Genomic DNA, 13,957 nt, shown 5'->3' on the forward strand with positions numbered 1-13,957 from the left:
ACAAGACCTCGAGCCCTGTGCCCTGAGGATGAGAGAGGCCCCATGACCCAGCGTTTCGATGTGATCCTCAAGGGCGGCACCGTGGTCAACCAGGACGGTGAGGGTGTTCGCGATATCGGCATCACGGGCGGCCGCGTCGCCGAGCTGGGCCCGCTGCCGCAAGGCTCGGCCGCCGAGGTGATCGACTGCAAGGGCCTGCACATCCTGCCCGGCGTGATGGACACGCAGGTGCATTTCCGCGAGCCCGGGCTGGAGCAGAAGGAAGACCTCGAGACCGGTTCGCGCAGCGCCGTGATGGGCGGCGTCACCGCGGTGTTCGAGATGCCCAACACCTCGCCGCTGACCGTGACGGAGGCCACCTTCACCGACAAGGTAAAGCGCGCCCATCACCGCATGCATTGCGATTTCGCCTTCTTCATCGGCGGCACCCGCGAGAACGTGCAGGACCTGCCCGTGCTGGAGCGCGCACCCGGCTGCGCCGGCGTCAAGGTGTTCATCGGCTCGTCCACCGGCGCGCTGCTGGTCGAGGACGACGAGAGCCTGCGCCGCATCTTCCAGGTGATCCGCCGCCGTGCCGCCTTCCATGCCGAGGACGAATACCGCCTCAACGAGCGCAAACCGCTGCGCATCGAAGGCGATGCGCGCTCACATCCGGTCTGGCGCGACGAGACCGCGGCGCTGATGGCGACGCAGCGGCTTGTCAAGCTCGCGCACGAGACCGGCAAGCGCATCCACGTGCTGCATATCTCGACCAAGGAGGAGATCGAGTTCCTGCGCGACCACAAGGACGTCGCCTCCTGCGAGGCGACACCGCACCATCTGACGCTGGTCGCCCCGGAATGCTACGAGCGGCTCGGCACGCTGGCGCAGATGAACCCGCCGGTGCGCGGCGCCGATCATCGCGCCGGCATCTGGCGCGGCATCGAGCAGGGCATCATCGACGTGCTCGGCTCCGACCACGCCCCGCATACGCTGGAGGAGAAGCAGAAGACCTATCCGGCCTCGCCCTCCGGCATGACCGGCGTGCAGACGCTGGTGCCGCTGATGCTCGATCACGTCAACGCGGGTCGGCTCTCGCTGGCGCGGTTCGTCGACCTCACCAGTGCCGGCCCTGCACGCCTCTACAACATGGCCTGCAAGGGCCGCATCGCCGCCGGCTACGATGCCGACTTCACCATCGTCGACTTGAAGCGCAGCGAGACCATCACCAACAAATGGGTGGCGTCCAAGGCAGGCTGGACCCCCTATGACGGCGTTCGCGTCACCGGTTGGCCCGTCGGCACCTTCATTCGCGGCCGCCGCGTGATGTGGCAGGGCGAGCTGGTGACGGCCGCGCAAGGTGAGCCGGTGCGGTTTTTGGAGACGCTGAAGCAGTAGGCGGGCAGGGTCCGCTCCTCGTTCCCCTGTCATGCCCCGCGAAGGCGGGGCATCCAGTACGCCGCGGCTTCTCGGTTCAATTGCCGCCGCCTCTGGAATACTGGATTGCCCGCCTTCGCGGGCAATGACAGAGTGCCCGGCAGCGCGAGCGCAATTTGGAGTGCAGTCAATGCCCCAACCCACGCCCCTCATCACCACGGAGCAGCTCGCCGCTATTCTCGGCGATCCCAATCTCCGGCTTTATGACTGCACGACCTACAACGAGCCGGTGCCGCCCGGTAGCGACGTGCCCTATCGCGCGGTGCCAGGCGACAAGACGTTCGCGGCCGGCCACATTCCCGGAGCCGATTTCCTCGACCTGCAAGGCGAATTCTCCGACACCTCCGCGCGCCCGCTCTTCATGATGCCTGACGTAGCCCAGCTCGAGGCCGCCTTTGGTCGCCACGGCCTCGATGCGAGCAAGACGATCGTGCTCTACAGCATCGGCACTATGATGTGGTCGACGCGGTTCTGGTGGATGCTGCGCTCGCTCGGCGTCGATGCCCGCGTGCTCGACGGCGGCCTCGACAAGTGGAAGGAAGAGGGGCGGCCGATTGAGACCGGTGCACCGAAGGGTTATCCGGCCACGACCTTCGTGGCCGCATCGCGCGCGGGCTTCTTCGTCGATAAGGACACAGTGAAGGCGCGCATCGGCGATGCCTCGACGGTCATCGTCAACGCGCTCTTGCCGCAATTTCACCAGGGCCTCGAGCCGAGCCGCTATGGTCGGCCCGGCCGCGTGCCGGGCAGCGTCAATGTTGCCGCCCCAACACTCGTTAATGCCGACAAGACGCTGACGAATCTTGCGGACGCGGAAGAAAAGTTCGTTGCCCAGGGCGTCACGCGCGACAAGACCGTGATCTGCTATTGCGGGGGAGGCATCTCGGCGACGATCAACCTCTTGCTGCTGACGCAGCTCGGCTACGAGAAGCTGACGCTGTACGATGGATCGATGGGCGAATGGGCGCGGGATCCCTCGCTGCCGATCGAGACAGACTAGGAGGCGGTCCTTACCCACCAGGAAGGTAAGATCCCGGGGAAGAAAATCGGGAACCTTTCCTCTGCGGCTGCATCCAATGTCCGGAGCCAATTGGAGACAGGAAACCCGCCATGCCAGGGACCGCAGCCGGCCTGACCGCCGGCGCCAGGACTTCGGAAGCCGCGCTGGTGGACCGCGCGCGGCGCCGCGACGAGGCCGCGTTGCGCGAGATCATGCAAGCCAATAACCGCCGGCTCTTCAGGCTCGCCCGCGGCATCCTGCGCAGCGACAGCGACGCGGAGGACGTTGTGCAGGAGACCTATGTCCGCGCCTTCACGCATCTCGACGGATTCCTTGGCGAGTCGGCGCTGTCGACGTGGCTGTCGCGCATTGCCATCAACGAAGCCCTCGGACGCGCACGCGGTCGGAAGCCGCAGGTCGAGCTGGGATCGGTGCCGGAGGCAACGCTCGAAGCGCAAATCATCCAGTTTCCGCTTTCGTCCGCCGCAACTGATCCGGAAAAGTCCATGGCCCAACGCGAGATCCAGCGTGTCGTCGAACGCGCGGTCGATGAACTGCCCGAGACCTTCCGCATGGTCTTCATCGCGCGGGTGATGGAGGGGATGAGCGTGGAGGGGACCGCCGAGCTGCTCGGCATCAAGCCCGAGACGGTGAAGACTCGGTTGCACCGTGCGCGCGCGATGCTGCGCGAGAACGTCGAGAAGAAGATCGGTCCGGTCGTGATGGATGCGTTTCCGTTCGCCGGTGAGCGTTGCGAGCGCCTGACGGAGGCCGTGCTCAGGCGGCTTGGCATCGGGGCCTAATTTTTCGGGAACGTTCGCGCGGAATTGGCATCCAACCTGTGCAAGCAACAGTCCGGAACGTTTCCGGCCCACAGGAGTGCCAAGCCATGCTGATCCGATGGAGCGCGGCGGCCGCCGCAGCGATGATGTTGTCGAGTCCCGTTTTGCTGCACGTCGCCAGCGCAGCCGACAAGCCCACCGATCCCCAGATCGCGCATATCGCCTACATCGCGGGCGTGATCGACATCAACGCTGCCAAGCAGGCGCAGAAGAAGGCCAAGAACAAGGATGTCAAGGCGTTCGCTGAAGACATGCTGCGCGACCACGAGGCGGTCAACAAGCAGGCCCTCGCGCTCGTCAAGAAGCTGAACGTCACGCCGGAGGACAACGACACCAGCAAGGCGCTATCGAAGCAGGCGGCCGACAAGCTGGCCGAGCTCGACAAGCTCGATGGCGCGGCGTTCGACAAGGCTTACGTCGCCAACGAGGTCGCCTACCACAAGGCAGTCAATGGCGCCCTGGAGACGCAACTCATTCCGTCTGCGAGCAATGCCGAGCTGAAGAGCCTGCTGCAGACCGGGCTGAAGATCTTCCAAGGCCATCAGCAGCACGCCGAGCACGTTGCGGCCGAGCTGAAATAGGAGCCTCGCATGATGCCGGGACGCCTCGCCACGATCGCGCTTGCGGTCGTCCTCCTGTCGACGATCGTCCCGGCACGCGCCGCGTCGATCGAGATCACGATCACGATGGACAATCTCGTGATTGCTCCGGCTGAGGTATCGGCGAAGATCGGCGATACCATCACCTGGGTCAACAAGGACGTCTTCGCCCACACCGCCACCGCCAGGAACGGCGATTTCGACGTGCCGCTGCCGCCGAAGAAATCGGCGACATCAGTTCTGAAGAAGGCCGGAACGGTCGAGTATTACTGCCGCTATCATCCCAACATGAAAGCGACGCTCAAGATCGAGCCGTGACGAGGGAGCGAATTCCCGCGCGCTGCGGGAACATCTCCCGATGGCCGCGAGACTAATGCTTGTCCGCTGAAAGCGGCTTCCGTGCGATAAGAGCGGCAGACTTCGCGAGGCCTTTCGCCAAGTCATTCATCCGCAACTGGCCCCGCCCGCGTGGCGGGGTCATTTTTCGGAGCGGCCTACTGCCTGGAGATGCCGACCGAGAATTCGCCGTTGCGGATGCGGCCGGGAAAGCCCTCGACGAACTTCGCCACCGCGTCCTCGCCATAGGTGCCGACGAGCTCGGCGAGCGCCGCGAACAGGCTCGCCTGCGCCAGGCAGTCGCCGTCGACGCCGTCATGGCGCGCCTCGGCCCAGGCCTCGTTGAGATAGCTCAGCGCAGCCTGTTTCTGCTCGTGATCGGGCAGCGGCGCGCGGGCGGGGGCGTAGGAAATCGGCTGGCTCATGAAACTCGGTCAGGGCTGGGGCGCGATCCACGGCGATGCGCTGTGCGAGAAGGTGTAGCACGGGCGTTAACGACCGCTAGGCCACATCTTTAAGAACGGTTAACGGCTGTGAACAAAGTCGATGACAGGGTTCCATCACTCGTCATTCCGGGGCGCGCGCAGCGCGAGCCCGGAATCCATCAGGCCACCAACTCTGCGGCTCGATGGATTCCGGGCTCTCGACTTCGTCGAGCCCCGGAACGACGAGAAATCAGTTCGCGTAGCGCGCCGTGAGATCCCGCGAGATCTTCGAGCCTTCCTCGATAAAGCGGCGGATCGCCACCGTCGCGGCCGGCGTGCAGCTGCGATAGGTCTGCTGAAAACCGTTATAGCCGCGGTTGAAGGCGGCGATCATGCGGGTGCGGCGCTCCCCGGAGGGGGTCTCGGCATCGATCAGCGCCTGCATCTCGTTGCGCCATTTGTTGCCCTCGTTCGCCCCGCAGATGCCGCGCAGATAGTGCAGACCGCCCAGGATCTCGGCCAGCCGCTGCAGTCCGCCGTCAAACGGCGCCGCCACGTCCTGGGCTCTCGCAGGCCCGGAGGCGCAGGCGAGAATCACGGCAAAAATGGCCAGAAATCGCATCGACATCGGCGGCTGTATGCCCCCTCGGGACGGCTGGCGCAAGACGGGCCGTCAGGCCCCAAGCAGCCGGTGAGCCGACAGGATGACCTCCTCCAGCCCCCCGGTCAGCTTGAGGTCGCCGAGGCTTGCCAGCGCATCCGGCGCGATCCAGCGGTAATCGTCGAGCTCGTCGTTGAGAGCCGGCTCCCGGGCCGTCCAGCGGGCGGCAAAGGACATGATCAGGTAATGGCCGGCGCCGGCGGTGGCCGGCAGCACCTCGCGCCAGCCGGCAAGGCCAACGATCTCGATACGAAGCCCGGTTTCCTCGTCGACCTCACGGCTCAAGGCCTGATGCAGCGATTCGCCGAACTCGACACGGCCGCCCGGCAGCGAATAGAAGCCCTTGGCGGGCGAGCGGGCGCGGCGGACCAGCAGCACCTTGCCGTCGCGGAAGATCGCCGCGCTGACCGCGAGCTGGGGATGGGCAGGGTGGACGATTGCGGTCAATCGCGCCACCTATCGGGCCGAGTTCGCCATGATGGTGTCGACGTCGGCTTCCGCCCCGCCATTGATGATGCCGCCGCAGGCCGCGATCAGCGGCTTGACCCAGAGGGTGGCCTGCTCGGCGAGGCGCACGCGGGTCGAGTCCTTCTCGACCTCGCGCATCGCCGAGCCGACCGCGGTCAGGATCGAGGTCATGGTATCCGTCATGTGGTCGAACTGGGCACGCACGTTGGGATCGGCCTTCTCATAGGCTTCGATCGCCAAATCCCGCGCCTTGAAATTCGACGCCGTGAAATGCTCGGCATAGGACAGCGGCGTCCAGGTCAGGAAGTCATCCGCGCATTCCGGCATATCCGGCACCATCTCGAGCAGCATCACGGCTTCATTGAAATGGTTGAGATAGTCGGTGGCAAGCCCGGTCCGCGGGTTGATGTTGGCCACGCGCAGCCGTTCGGCCCAGGCGGCCGCCTCGGGGCCCGTCTGTACATGCGTCCGCGCGGGTTGGGTGGCCGTTGAGCTCATCTGCCGCAGTGTTAACGTTCGGGGTTAAAAGGACCTGAACGGACCCTATATAGGCCCCCAAGGATGTGTGGACGCTTCGTCATAACTTCGGCCCCCGCGGCTTTGCGGCAACTGTTCGGCTATGTCGAGCAGCCGAATTTCCCGCCCCGGTACAATGTCGCCCCGACGCAACCGATTCCGGTGGTGCTGGTCGAGAACGGCGCGCGCCGCTTCCGCCTGATGCGCTGGGGTCTGCTGCCGAGCTGGGTCAAGGACCCCCGCGGGTTCACGCTCCTGATCAACGCACGCTCCGAGACTGTGCTGGAGAAACCCGCCTTCAAGAACGCGATTCGCCGCCGGCGCGGCCTGATCCCGGCTGATGGTTATTACGAGTGGAAGACGGAAGCCGGCCGCAGGCAGCCCTTTTTCATCCACCGCGCCGACGGTGCGCCGCTCGGCTTTGCCGCCTTGTTCGAGACCTGGGTCGGGCCGAACGGCGAGGAGCTCGACACGGTCGCGATCGTCACCGCGGCGGCGGGCGAGGATCTCGCCGCTCTGCATGACCGCGTGCCCGTCACCATCAGCCCGCGCGACTTCGAGCGCTGGCTCGACATCAAAGGCGACGAGGTCGATGCGATCCTGCCGCTGATGAGGCCTCCGCACGTCGGCGAATTCGCCTGGCACCCGGTCTCTACCCGCGTCAACCGCGTCGCCAATGATGACGAGCAGCTCGTGCTGCCGATCAGTGCGGAGGAGATCGAGGCGGAGGCCGAGGCGGCGAAGCCGAAGAAAGCGGTGCGGAAGACTGCGGCTGCGTCGTCGGATGACGGGCAGGGATCGTTGTTCTAGGCGCGGTGCCGTAGGGTGGGCAAAGTGCCGTAGGACCTCCTACCCTTGGTCAAGGGGAACGTCCTTATAGGGCAATATGGTAGCGCCGTGCTCGATGCAGTCCAGGACGCTGCGCGCCGGCTTTGCCGGTGCCTTCGGCATCCTGGACAGCATCTGCGGGCGGCGCTCTGGCGCTCGGCAGGTCGGGACGAAGGAATGGTCGCCCGGCCGAACAAAGGAATGGGGCTCACCCGTTCGCGGAGTTCTTTGTGCCGTTATGGTCCGCATCGTATGGGGTCTGTCGCTTGAGCGTCGTGCACAGGGCAAAAAGCAAGCGATCTCCCACGCTGCGCAGAGCCCGCGCGTGACCGTGTCCTTTTCTGCGCAAGGCATCATACCGTCGCCTGCTGGCAGCGTCGTGTTGGATGGCGACACGCGACCAGTGATGGACGGCGCTCTGTAGCCGCCTGTTGCAGGCGAGGCGGCGGATCACGAAGCGTTGTTTGCCGCTTTGCCGCGTCACCGGCGCAGCCCCTGCCAAGGCGCGCAGAGCATGGTAATCTCGTCTGCGCAGGGGCTCTGCGGCCTCGGCGAGCAGTGTGGCGAGATTGATCCTGCCGATTCCTGGCCAGGAGCGTAGGATCGTCACGTCGCACTGCTCCGAGCTCTGCCCCGACGGCTTCTCCTCTCCTTCGAACTCGGCACATAGCCGGTCCAGGTTCTGATGAGCCTCTTTGATCTGCCGATTGACCAGGTGCAGACGTGCCGCCAGGCTGCGGATGTGAGCGCAGGCTGCCTCCGTCGTGCCGGGGGCTACGAACAGCGGTGCCTCGCGCAAAGTCCCGAGCACCGTCGCCGCATTGAGACGGCGGATACGATAGTCCCTGAGAACACCTGCGATGGCCTTCTCGCTGGCCTTGACCGCACTGGCGGGGGTCGGCACCTTCTGCCAAAGCGCCAGGAACCATTCGTCGGCGACATCGTCGGTCAACTTGGTGGCCTGGGGATAATATCGCCACAACTGCTGACGCAAGCGGTTGGCAAGCCGCGTGCGTTCCTGCTGCAGTTCGTCCGCCAGGCGCGACCACTCCCGCAGCTCAATCATCGCCGCATCGTCTGCCACAAGCCGACGGAAAGCAGCACGGTCAGTGCGCAGCGAGGCGCCGAGCACATGAGCATCGCGGCGGTCGTCCTTGGCACCGGCCACCGTGAAGCGATCGCGGAAGCGATCCAGTTGCTTGGGATTGATGGCAAACACCGCAAACCCGTGCTCGAGCAGCATCTCCACCACCGGGCCGTGCGGCATCTCGATCGCCACGGCGATCTGTCCCGGTGCGGCCTTGGTCTTCTCCAGCAGCCAGTCACGCAACTCCGTCAGCCCGGCGCCGCCATGGTCGAACTCGTGCTGCGCAACCTGTCTTCCCGCGGCATCCAGCAGGCAAACGCTATGGCTCCGCGTTGCCCAGTCGATCCCGACGAACCAGCGTACATCTTCGATCATTGTTGAGACCTCCTTGCTCGCAAGGCGGGCCACCACGATCCTGATCAGTCCCTGTACCGGCGCTCTTGGCGCGACCTCCTACCGGATCTCGATCGCGGTCGCTCCGCCGGGGCGCGGTTCCTACGTCGGTGCTCGAGGCACAGGTGGACAAGGCTGCTCCCGGCGGATCGGCCCGGACGGCCAGTCTACATCCGAAGGCCGCCACGAACCCCACAAGGGTACAGGGTGGGCAAAGCGAAGCGTGCCCACGATCGCTCACCGACGAAACGGATAGATTGGTGGGCACGGCGCGTTGCGCCTTTGCCCACCCTACGGCAGCGGAGTTCTAAACGATCTCCCTCGCCCGTAAGCCCGCGATCTCCGCCGCGCCGAATCCCAGCTCGCCGAGCATCGCGTCCGTATCCGCGCCCAGCTCCGGCGCCATGCGATCCAGCCTGCCGCCGCCATGCGCGAGCTTGAAGCCGCTGCCGGCAAAGCGCAGGCGGCCGTATTGCGTGTCCAGCTCCTGGATAGCACCGCGCGCCTTCACTTGCGGATGGTCGATGACCTCCTCGACCTTCCAGATGCTGGCGCAGGGCGCGCCGGCGTCTTCCAGGATCGTTTCCCATTCGCGCGCCGGCCGTGCGGCGAGCGCTTCCTCGATGATGGCGCGGAGCGCCGGCTCGTTCTCGTTGCGGGAGAACCAGTCGGCAAAGCGCGGATCTGACAGCGTGTCCTCGCGACCGAGCGCAGCCATCAACGCGCGGTATTGCTTCTCGTTGTTGACGGCGAGCAGGATATGGCCGTCGCCGCACTTGAACAAATTCGCCGTGGTCCGGCGGCTCACCGCCTGATTGCCCGACAGTGTTTGCCGATGACCAGCGACCGACCAGTCGGCGATCTGGCCCGAGAGAAACGCCAGCGTCGCCTCCAGCATGGAGACGTCGATCAGCTGCCCCTTGCCGGTGCGGTCGCGCTGATAGAGCGCGCTTGACACGCCGAACGCGGCCGTGGCGCCCGAGAGCACGTCGCACACCGCAAAGCCGGCGCGGGTCGGTCCGGTCTCGGGGTGGCCGGTGATGGCCATGATGCCCGACAGCGCCTGCATCTTGCCGTCATAACCGGGGCGCAAGCGATCCGGCCCGGTCTGGCCGAAGCCCGACACCGCGCAATAGATCAGCTTCGGATTGATCGCGGACAGCGCCTCATAGCCGATGCCGAGCTTGTCCATCACGCCCGGACGGAAATTCTCCATGACGACGTCGACGCGGCTTGCGAGCTTCTTCACGATCGCGATCGCCTCCGGCTTCTGCAGATCGAGCGTCAGGCTGCGCTTGTTGCCGTTGATGGCCTGGAATGCCGGCGCCAGGCCGCGCTCGGCCCATTCGCGGGACAGCGGCGTGCGGCGCATGTCCTCGCCCTCGCGCCGCTCGACCTTGATGACGTCGGCGCCGAGCAGCGCGAGCTGATAGCTCGCATAGGGGCCGGCCAGCACTTGCGTGAAATCCAGGATCTTCACGCCCTCGAACGGTCGCGTCACGTTGCTCTCCCTTGATTGTTGTTATCGGAGGACGTCAGGCGGCGCGGTTGCCGCGCGCGATCTCCTTCTGCTTGTCGAACTCGGCACGGCGGCGCGCCAGCTCTTCAGGGCTCAGCTGCGCGACGTTGTTGTAGTCGAGCTTCCAGGAGGCGTCCTCGCTCCAGCGCAGCGGCGACTGCATCGTGGTCTGCGGACCGCTCGCGGTCTCCAGCAGCCGGAGCGCGAGCTCGAGCGTCTGCGCCTGCGAGGCGATGTCGTGCGGCTTGCCGGCAGAATTGCCGAGCGGGAAATCAGAGAACAGGAAGCGCGGCACGGCGGCGTGCTCGACGATGTCCTTGGCACAGCCCATGATCACGGTCGGAATACCGTTGCGCTCCAGATGCCGCGCCACGAGCGCGGTGGTCTGGTGGCAGACCGGGCAGTTCGGCACCAGCACCGCGACATCCACCTTGTCCGCGAGGCAGCGCGCCAGGATCTCCGGCGCGTCGGTGTCGAGCGTGACACGATGGCTGCGGTTGGTCGGCGCGCCGAAGAAGCGCGGGGCGATCTCGCCGATCCGCCCCGCGGCGGACGCTTTCAACAGCTGTGGCAGCGGAAACCAGGTGCCGCTGTCGGTGGCGGATGTGTGCTTGCGGTCGTAGCCGATGTGCGAGATGCGCAGGTCGTGCTCTATCGACGTGTCGCCGTCATAGACCTGATAGAACTTCGCGCTGCCATTATACGCCGCGCCCGGCCCCTGGTCGCCCTTGGCCGGATCGTAGGGCGCAGCGGTGGTGATGATGGTGACGCGCGATTGGGCCAGCGGTTTCTTCAGCGGCTGGAACGGCGCCTCGGTGTAATGCGCCCAGCGGTACGGCGTGGTGTAGCCGATCGCCGCGTAATAATCGCGGGTGCGCTGCATGTAGGGAACGGGGGAGTCGTAGTCGGGCGCAAAGCCGAATTCGTCGTCGCGCGGAGCAGACATGGCGCGTCTCCTGGTTCTTGGTTGGGGCCAGACTAGAGATAGTTGCGGGGTTGCTCAACGGGGGGAGCGGCGGCGCAGGTCAGAATTGCGGTAGCAATGGCTTGCCGCACGGCAGGTGCGCCCCCTCGCCCCGCTTGCGGGGAGAGGGTTGGGGTGAGGGGGAGCCTCTGCGAGGACGGTGAGAGTTGGACTCGCGGAGGCTCCCCCTCACCCGGATTGCATCTTCGATGCAATCCGGCCTCTCCCCGCAAGCGGGGAGAGGCGAAGCAAGGCAGCGCCACCTACCTGAACACGTGCAGCGCCGCATATTGCAGCAGCATGATCGCCTTGGCGTCGATGATGCGGCCGTCGGCGATCATCGCCAGGGCCTCGTCGATGGAAAGCTCCAACACCTCGATGTCCTCGCCCTCGTGCTCGAGGCCGCCGCCGTCGCTCACCCGCATCTCGGGCTCGTATTCGGCGACGAAGAAATGCAGCTTCTCGGTGATGGCGCCGGGGCTCATGAAGGCCTCGAACACCTTGTGGACGTGGTGCAGGCGATAGCCGGTTTCCTCCTCGGCCTCGGCGCGGATGCGCTCCTCGGGCTCGGCGTTGTCGAGCACGCCGGCGGCGGCCTCGATCAACAGGTCGTCGTAACCGCGGATGAAGGCGGGCAGGCGGAACTGGCGGACCAGGATCACGGTCCGCCGCGCGAGATTGTAGGGCAGCACGGCGGCGGCGTTGTCGCGCTCATAGGTCTCGCGATGCTGGGTCTGCCATTCGCCGTTGGCGCGCCGGTACTCGAACGTCGTGGTCTTCAGCGTGGTCCAGCCGTCCGAGAGCACGCGGACGTCCTTGATGCGGACGCGGTCGGAAATGGTCATGAGGTCTCTCTCTTCTTCACCTCTCCCCGCTTGCGGGGAGAGGTCGCATCCCATCGGAGATGGGATGCGGGTGAGGGGGTACAGGTCCATCGACGATCTCACGTGCGGAGAGAAGCCCCTCACCCCAACCCTCTCCCCGTAAGAACGGGGCGAGGGGGCGCAGTTGCGTTCGCGGCCGCATCTCGATCTCAATTGCTTGGCGTGGTCGCGCGGCCGTCGAGCCACTTCTGGAACATCACGGAGGTCGAGAGCTCGAAGCCCAGCGAACCATAGAACGCGTTGGCCTGCGCGTTCTCGCGGCGGACCAGGAGCTGCAGCTTCGAAATCCCGGCGCTTCGCAGCCAGTCCTCGGCCGCGGCCATGATGATGCGGCCATAGCCGCGCTTCTGACAGGTGGGATCGACGGCGACGTAATAGACCCAGCCGCGATGGCCATCATGGCCGACCATCGCGGTGGCGACGATCGCGCCGCCCTCGCGGCCAACCAGCACGGTGGAATTGGTCCGCCGCCGCGCCAGCGCGATGTCGGCATGCGGATCGTTCCAGGGCCGCGTCAGGCCGCAGCGCTGCCATAGCGCGACGACTGGCTCGACATCGGCGTCGGAGATGGGCTCGATCGCAAGGGCGCTCACAGCACCTTCCCCGGATTCATGATGCCGAGCGGATCGAGCATCGCCTTGACCTGTCGCATCAGCTCGAACGCGGTCTTGTCCTTCACCTCGGGCAGCTCGTCGCGCTTGAGCACGCCGATGCCGTGCTCGGCCGAGATCGAGCCGCCCATGCGCAGCACGATCTCGAACACCACCGCGTTCACATCATGCCAGCGCGCGAGGAAATCGGCGGTGTTGGCGCCGATCGGCTGACTGACATTGTAATGCAGATTGCCGTCGCCGAGATGGCCGAACGGCACCGGTCGGGCGCCGGGGATCAGCTTCACCACGGCCGCATCGGCTTCCGCGATGAATTCGGGCACGGCCGCAACCGGGACGGAGATGTCGTGCTTGATCGAGCCGCCTTCCGGCTTCTGCGCCGCCGACATCTCGTCACGCAGCTTCCAGAACGCCGCGCGCTGGGCGAGGCTCGCCGCGATCACGGCATCGTCGACGATCTCCTCCTCCATGGCGCGGGCGAGGATCGTCTCCAGCGGCGTGCGGGCATCCTCGCTTGGCGATGACAATTCCATCAGCACGTACCAGGGATGCTTCTCGGCGAGCGGATCGCGCACGTCGATGCCGTGGCGCACGGAGAAATCCACCGCTAGCTGCGACAGCAGCTCGAAGCTCGTCAGCGCATTGGCGGCCTCGCCTTGCGCGATGGTGAGCAGCTTCAGCGCCGCCGCCGGCGATTTCAGCCCGACGAAGGCGGTCTCGATCGCCCGCGGCTTCGGAAACAGTTTCAGCGTCGCCGCGGTGATGATGCCGAGCGTGCCTTCAGCGCCGATGAAGAGGTTGTGCAGATTGTAGCCGGTGTTGTCCTTCTTCAGCTTCGACAGCGCGTTCAGCACGCGCCCGTCGGCGAGCACCACTTCCAGCCCCAGCGCCATCTCGCGCGCGACGCCATAGGCGAGCGCCGCGGTGCCGCCGGCATTGGTGGAGAGATTGCCGCCGATGGTGCAGCTGCCTTCGGCACCGAGCGACAGCGGAAACAGCCGATCGACCTCGGACGCCTTGGCTTGCGCGATCTGCAGCACCACGCCGGCTTCGACCGTCATGGTGTTGGAGGCGGTGTCGACCTCGCGGATCTTGTCGAGCCGGCGCAGCGACACCACCACCTCGCCATTGTGCGGCGTCTGGCCGCCGACGAGCCCGGTGTTGCCGCCCTGCGGCACCAGCGCGATGTTGTGCGCGGAGGCGAGCTTGCAGATGGCAGAGACCTCCGCCGTCGAGCCCGGGCGCAGCACCAGCGGCGAGCGGCCGTGGAACAAATTGCGCTCCTCGGTGACGTAAGGCTCGATATCGGTCGGATCGATGATCGCGTGGCGGTCGCCGACGATCTTGCGGAATTGCGCGATCAATTCGGGGGCAAGCGGCGGGGTGGCAGGCTTGTTGATGTTCATGT

At 65.8% G+C, this 13,957-nt stretch carries 16 protein-coding genes; 6 read left to right on the forward strand and 10 right to left on the reverse strand.

Annotated elements, in window-relative coordinates:
* Positions 1-42 precede the first annotated feature (42 nt).
* The 5 genes from N2602_RS10780 (at position 43) to N2602_RS10800 (ending at position 4,175) form a co-directional block, all read left to right on the forward strand.
* Positions 43-1,377: a dihydroorotase gene (locus N2602_RS10780; protein ID WP_260382623.1), complete on the forward strand. Its 1,335-nt coding sequence runs from the start codon at positions 43-45 to the stop codon at positions 1,375-1,377.
* A gap of 169 nt (positions 1,378-1,546) precedes the next feature.
* On the forward strand, positions 1,547-2,416 hold the full coding sequence (locus N2602_RS10785; protein ID WP_260382624.1) for a sulfurtransferase: 870 nt from the start codon (positions 1,547-1,549) through the stop codon (positions 2,414-2,416).
* A 110-nt stretch (positions 2,417-2,526) separates the two neighbouring features.
* Positions 2,527-3,219, forward strand: a complete 693-nt coding sequence (locus N2602_RS10790; RefSeq protein WP_212254633.1) for an RNA polymerase sigma factor — start codon at positions 2,527-2,529, stop codon at positions 3,217-3,219.
* A gap of 86 nt (positions 3,220-3,305) precedes the next feature.
* On the forward strand, positions 3,306-3,839 hold the full coding sequence (locus tag N2602_RS10795) for a DUF4142 domain-containing protein (RefSeq protein ID WP_260382625.1): 534 nt from the start codon (positions 3,306-3,308) through the stop codon (positions 3,837-3,839).
* Positions 3,840-3,848: 9 nt separating this feature from the next.
* Positions 3,849-4,175 (forward strand): cupredoxin domain-containing protein, encoded by a 327-nt coding sequence (locus N2602_RS10800; protein WP_260382626.1) that lies wholly within the window; start codon positions 3,849-3,851, stop codon positions 4,173-4,175.
* Between the two features lie 176 nt (positions 4,176-4,351).
* Here the strand turns inward: N2602_RS10800 and N2602_RS10805 are convergent, their stop codons facing one another.
* The 4 genes from N2602_RS10805 to N2602_RS10820 all read right to left on the reverse strand — a co-directional run bounded on the left by N2602_RS10805 (position 4,352) and on the right by N2602_RS10820 (position 6,245).
* Positions 4,352-4,618, reverse strand: a complete 267-nt coding sequence (locus tag N2602_RS10805; RefSeq protein ID WP_025034564.1) for a hypothetical protein — start codon at positions 4,616-4,618, stop codon at positions 4,352-4,354.
* 250 nt (positions 4,619-4,868) lie between these two features.
* On the reverse strand, positions 4,869-5,246 hold the full coding sequence (locus N2602_RS10810) for a TIGR02301 family protein (protein ID WP_260382627.1): 378 nt from the start codon (positions 5,244-5,246) through the stop codon (positions 4,869-4,871).
* Between the two features lie 45 nt (positions 5,247-5,291).
* Positions 5,292-5,726, reverse strand: a complete 435-nt coding sequence (locus N2602_RS10815) for an NUDIX hydrolase (RefSeq protein WP_260382628.1) — start codon at positions 5,724-5,726, stop codon at positions 5,292-5,294.
* Positions 5,727-5,735: 9 nt separating this feature from the next.
* Positions 5,736-6,245, reverse strand: a complete 510-nt coding sequence (locus N2602_RS10820) for a hypothetical protein (RefSeq protein WP_172787278.1) — start codon at positions 6,243-6,245, stop codon at positions 5,736-5,738.
* A gap of 63 nt (positions 6,246-6,308) precedes the next feature.
* On the opposite strand from N2602_RS10820, the gene N2602_RS10825 reads away from it, so the two are divergent.
* Positions 6,309-7,073 carry an SOS response-associated peptidase gene (locus tag N2602_RS10825; RefSeq protein ID WP_260382629.1) on the forward strand — a complete coding sequence of 255 codons (765 nt, stop codon included), beginning with the start codon at positions 6,309-6,311 and terminating at the stop codon, positions 7,071-7,073.
* Positions 7,074-7,299: 226 nt separating this feature from the next.
* Here the strand turns inward: N2602_RS10825 and N2602_RS10830 are convergent, their stop codons facing one another.
* The 6 genes from N2602_RS10830 to N2602_RS10855 all read right to left on the reverse strand — a co-directional run bounded on the left by N2602_RS10830 (position 7,300) and on the right by N2602_RS10855 (position 13,955).
* Complete coding sequence (locus tag N2602_RS10830) at positions 7,300-8,553, reverse strand: IS110 family transposase (RefSeq protein ID WP_172789764.1); 1,254 nt, start codon at positions 8,551-8,553, stop codon at positions 7,300-7,302.
* 325 nt (positions 8,554-8,878) lie between these two features.
* Entirely contained in the window at positions 8,879-10,072 is a 1,194-nt protein-coding gene (locus tag N2602_RS10835; protein WP_260382630.1) for a CaiB/BaiF CoA-transferase family protein, read from the reverse strand.
* Between the two features lie 34 nt (positions 10,073-10,106).
* Complete coding sequence (locus tag N2602_RS10840) at positions 10,107-11,036, reverse strand: glycine reductase (RefSeq protein WP_260382631.1); 930 nt, start codon at positions 11,034-11,036, stop codon at positions 10,107-10,109.
* A gap of 281 nt (positions 11,037-11,317) precedes the next feature.
* A complete protein-coding gene (locus N2602_RS10845; protein ID WP_260382632.1) occupies positions 11,318-11,899 on the reverse strand; it encodes an NUDIX domain-containing protein in 582 nt (193 codons plus the stop codon).
* A gap of 188 nt (positions 11,900-12,087) precedes the next feature.
* The gene (locus N2602_RS10850) at positions 12,088-12,531 is read right to left on the reverse strand and encodes a GNAT family acetyltransferase (protein ID WP_260382633.1); all 444 of its coding nucleotides are present in this window, start codon (positions 12,529-12,531) and stop codon (positions 12,088-12,090) included.
* A complete protein-coding gene (locus N2602_RS10855) occupies positions 12,528-13,955 on the reverse strand; it encodes an FAD-binding oxidoreductase (protein ID WP_260382634.1) in 1,428 nt (475 codons plus the stop codon). The genes N2602_RS10850 and N2602_RS10855 overlap by 4 nt, the downstream gene beginning before the upstream one ends.
* Positions 13,956-13,957: the final 2 nt, after the last annotated feature.

The organism is Bradyrhizobium sp. NC92, assembly GCF_025200865.1.
GTDB lineage: Bacteria > Pseudomonadota > Alphaproteobacteria > Rhizobiales > Xanthobacteraceae > Bradyrhizobium.

Excerpts from the sequence above, each read along its gene's own strand:
- N2602_RS10800 (WP_260382626.1), top strand. The coding sequence starts at position 3,849 with ATGATGCCGGGACGCCTCGCCACGATCGCGCTTGCGGTCGTCCTCCTG.
- N2602_RS10805 (WP_025034564.1), bottom strand. The coding sequence starts at position 4,618 with ATGAGCCAGCCGATTTCCTACGCCCCCGCCCGCGCGCCGCTGCCCGAT.
- N2602_RS10820 (WP_172787278.1), bottom strand. The coding sequence starts at position 6,245 with ATGAGCTCAACGGCCACCCAACCCGCGCGGACGCATGTACAGACGGGC.
- N2602_RS10840 (WP_260382631.1), bottom strand. The coding sequence starts at position 11,036 with ATGTCTGCTCCGCGCGACGACGAATTCGGCTTTGCGCCCGACTACGAC.
- N2602_RS10825 (WP_260382629.1), top strand. The coding sequence starts at position 6,309 with ATGTGTGGACGCTTCGTCATAACTTCGGCCCCCGCGGCTTTGCGGCAA.
- N2602_RS10810 (WP_260382627.1), bottom strand. The coding sequence starts at position 5,246 with ATGTCGATGCGATTTCTGGCCATTTTTGCCGTGATTCTCGCCTGCGCC.
- N2602_RS10830 (WP_172789764.1), bottom strand. The coding sequence starts at position 8,553 with ATGATCGAAGATGTACGCTGGTTCGTCGGGATCGACTGGGCAACGCGG.
- N2602_RS10795 (WP_260382625.1), top strand. The coding sequence starts at position 3,306 with ATGCTGATCCGATGGAGCGCGGCGGCCGCCGCAGCGATGATGTTGTCG.
- N2602_RS10790 (WP_212254633.1), top strand. The coding sequence starts at position 2,527 with ATGCCAGGGACCGCAGCCGGCCTGACCGCCGGCGCCAGGACTTCGGAA.
- N2602_RS10855 (WP_260382634.1), bottom strand. The coding sequence starts at position 13,955 with ATGAACATCAACAAGCCTGCCACCCCGCCGCTTGCCCCCGAATTGATC.
- N2602_RS10785 (WP_260382624.1), top strand. The coding sequence starts at position 1,547 with ATGCCCCAACCCACGCCCCTCATCACCACGGAGCAGCTCGCCGCTATT.
- N2602_RS10780 (WP_260382623.1), top strand. The coding sequence starts at position 43 with ATGACCCAGCGTTTCGATGTGATCCTCAAGGGCGGCACCGTGGTCAAC.
- N2602_RS10845 (WP_260382632.1), bottom strand. The coding sequence starts at position 11,899 with ATGACCATTTCCGACCGCGTCCGCATCAAGGACGTCCGCGTGCTCTCG.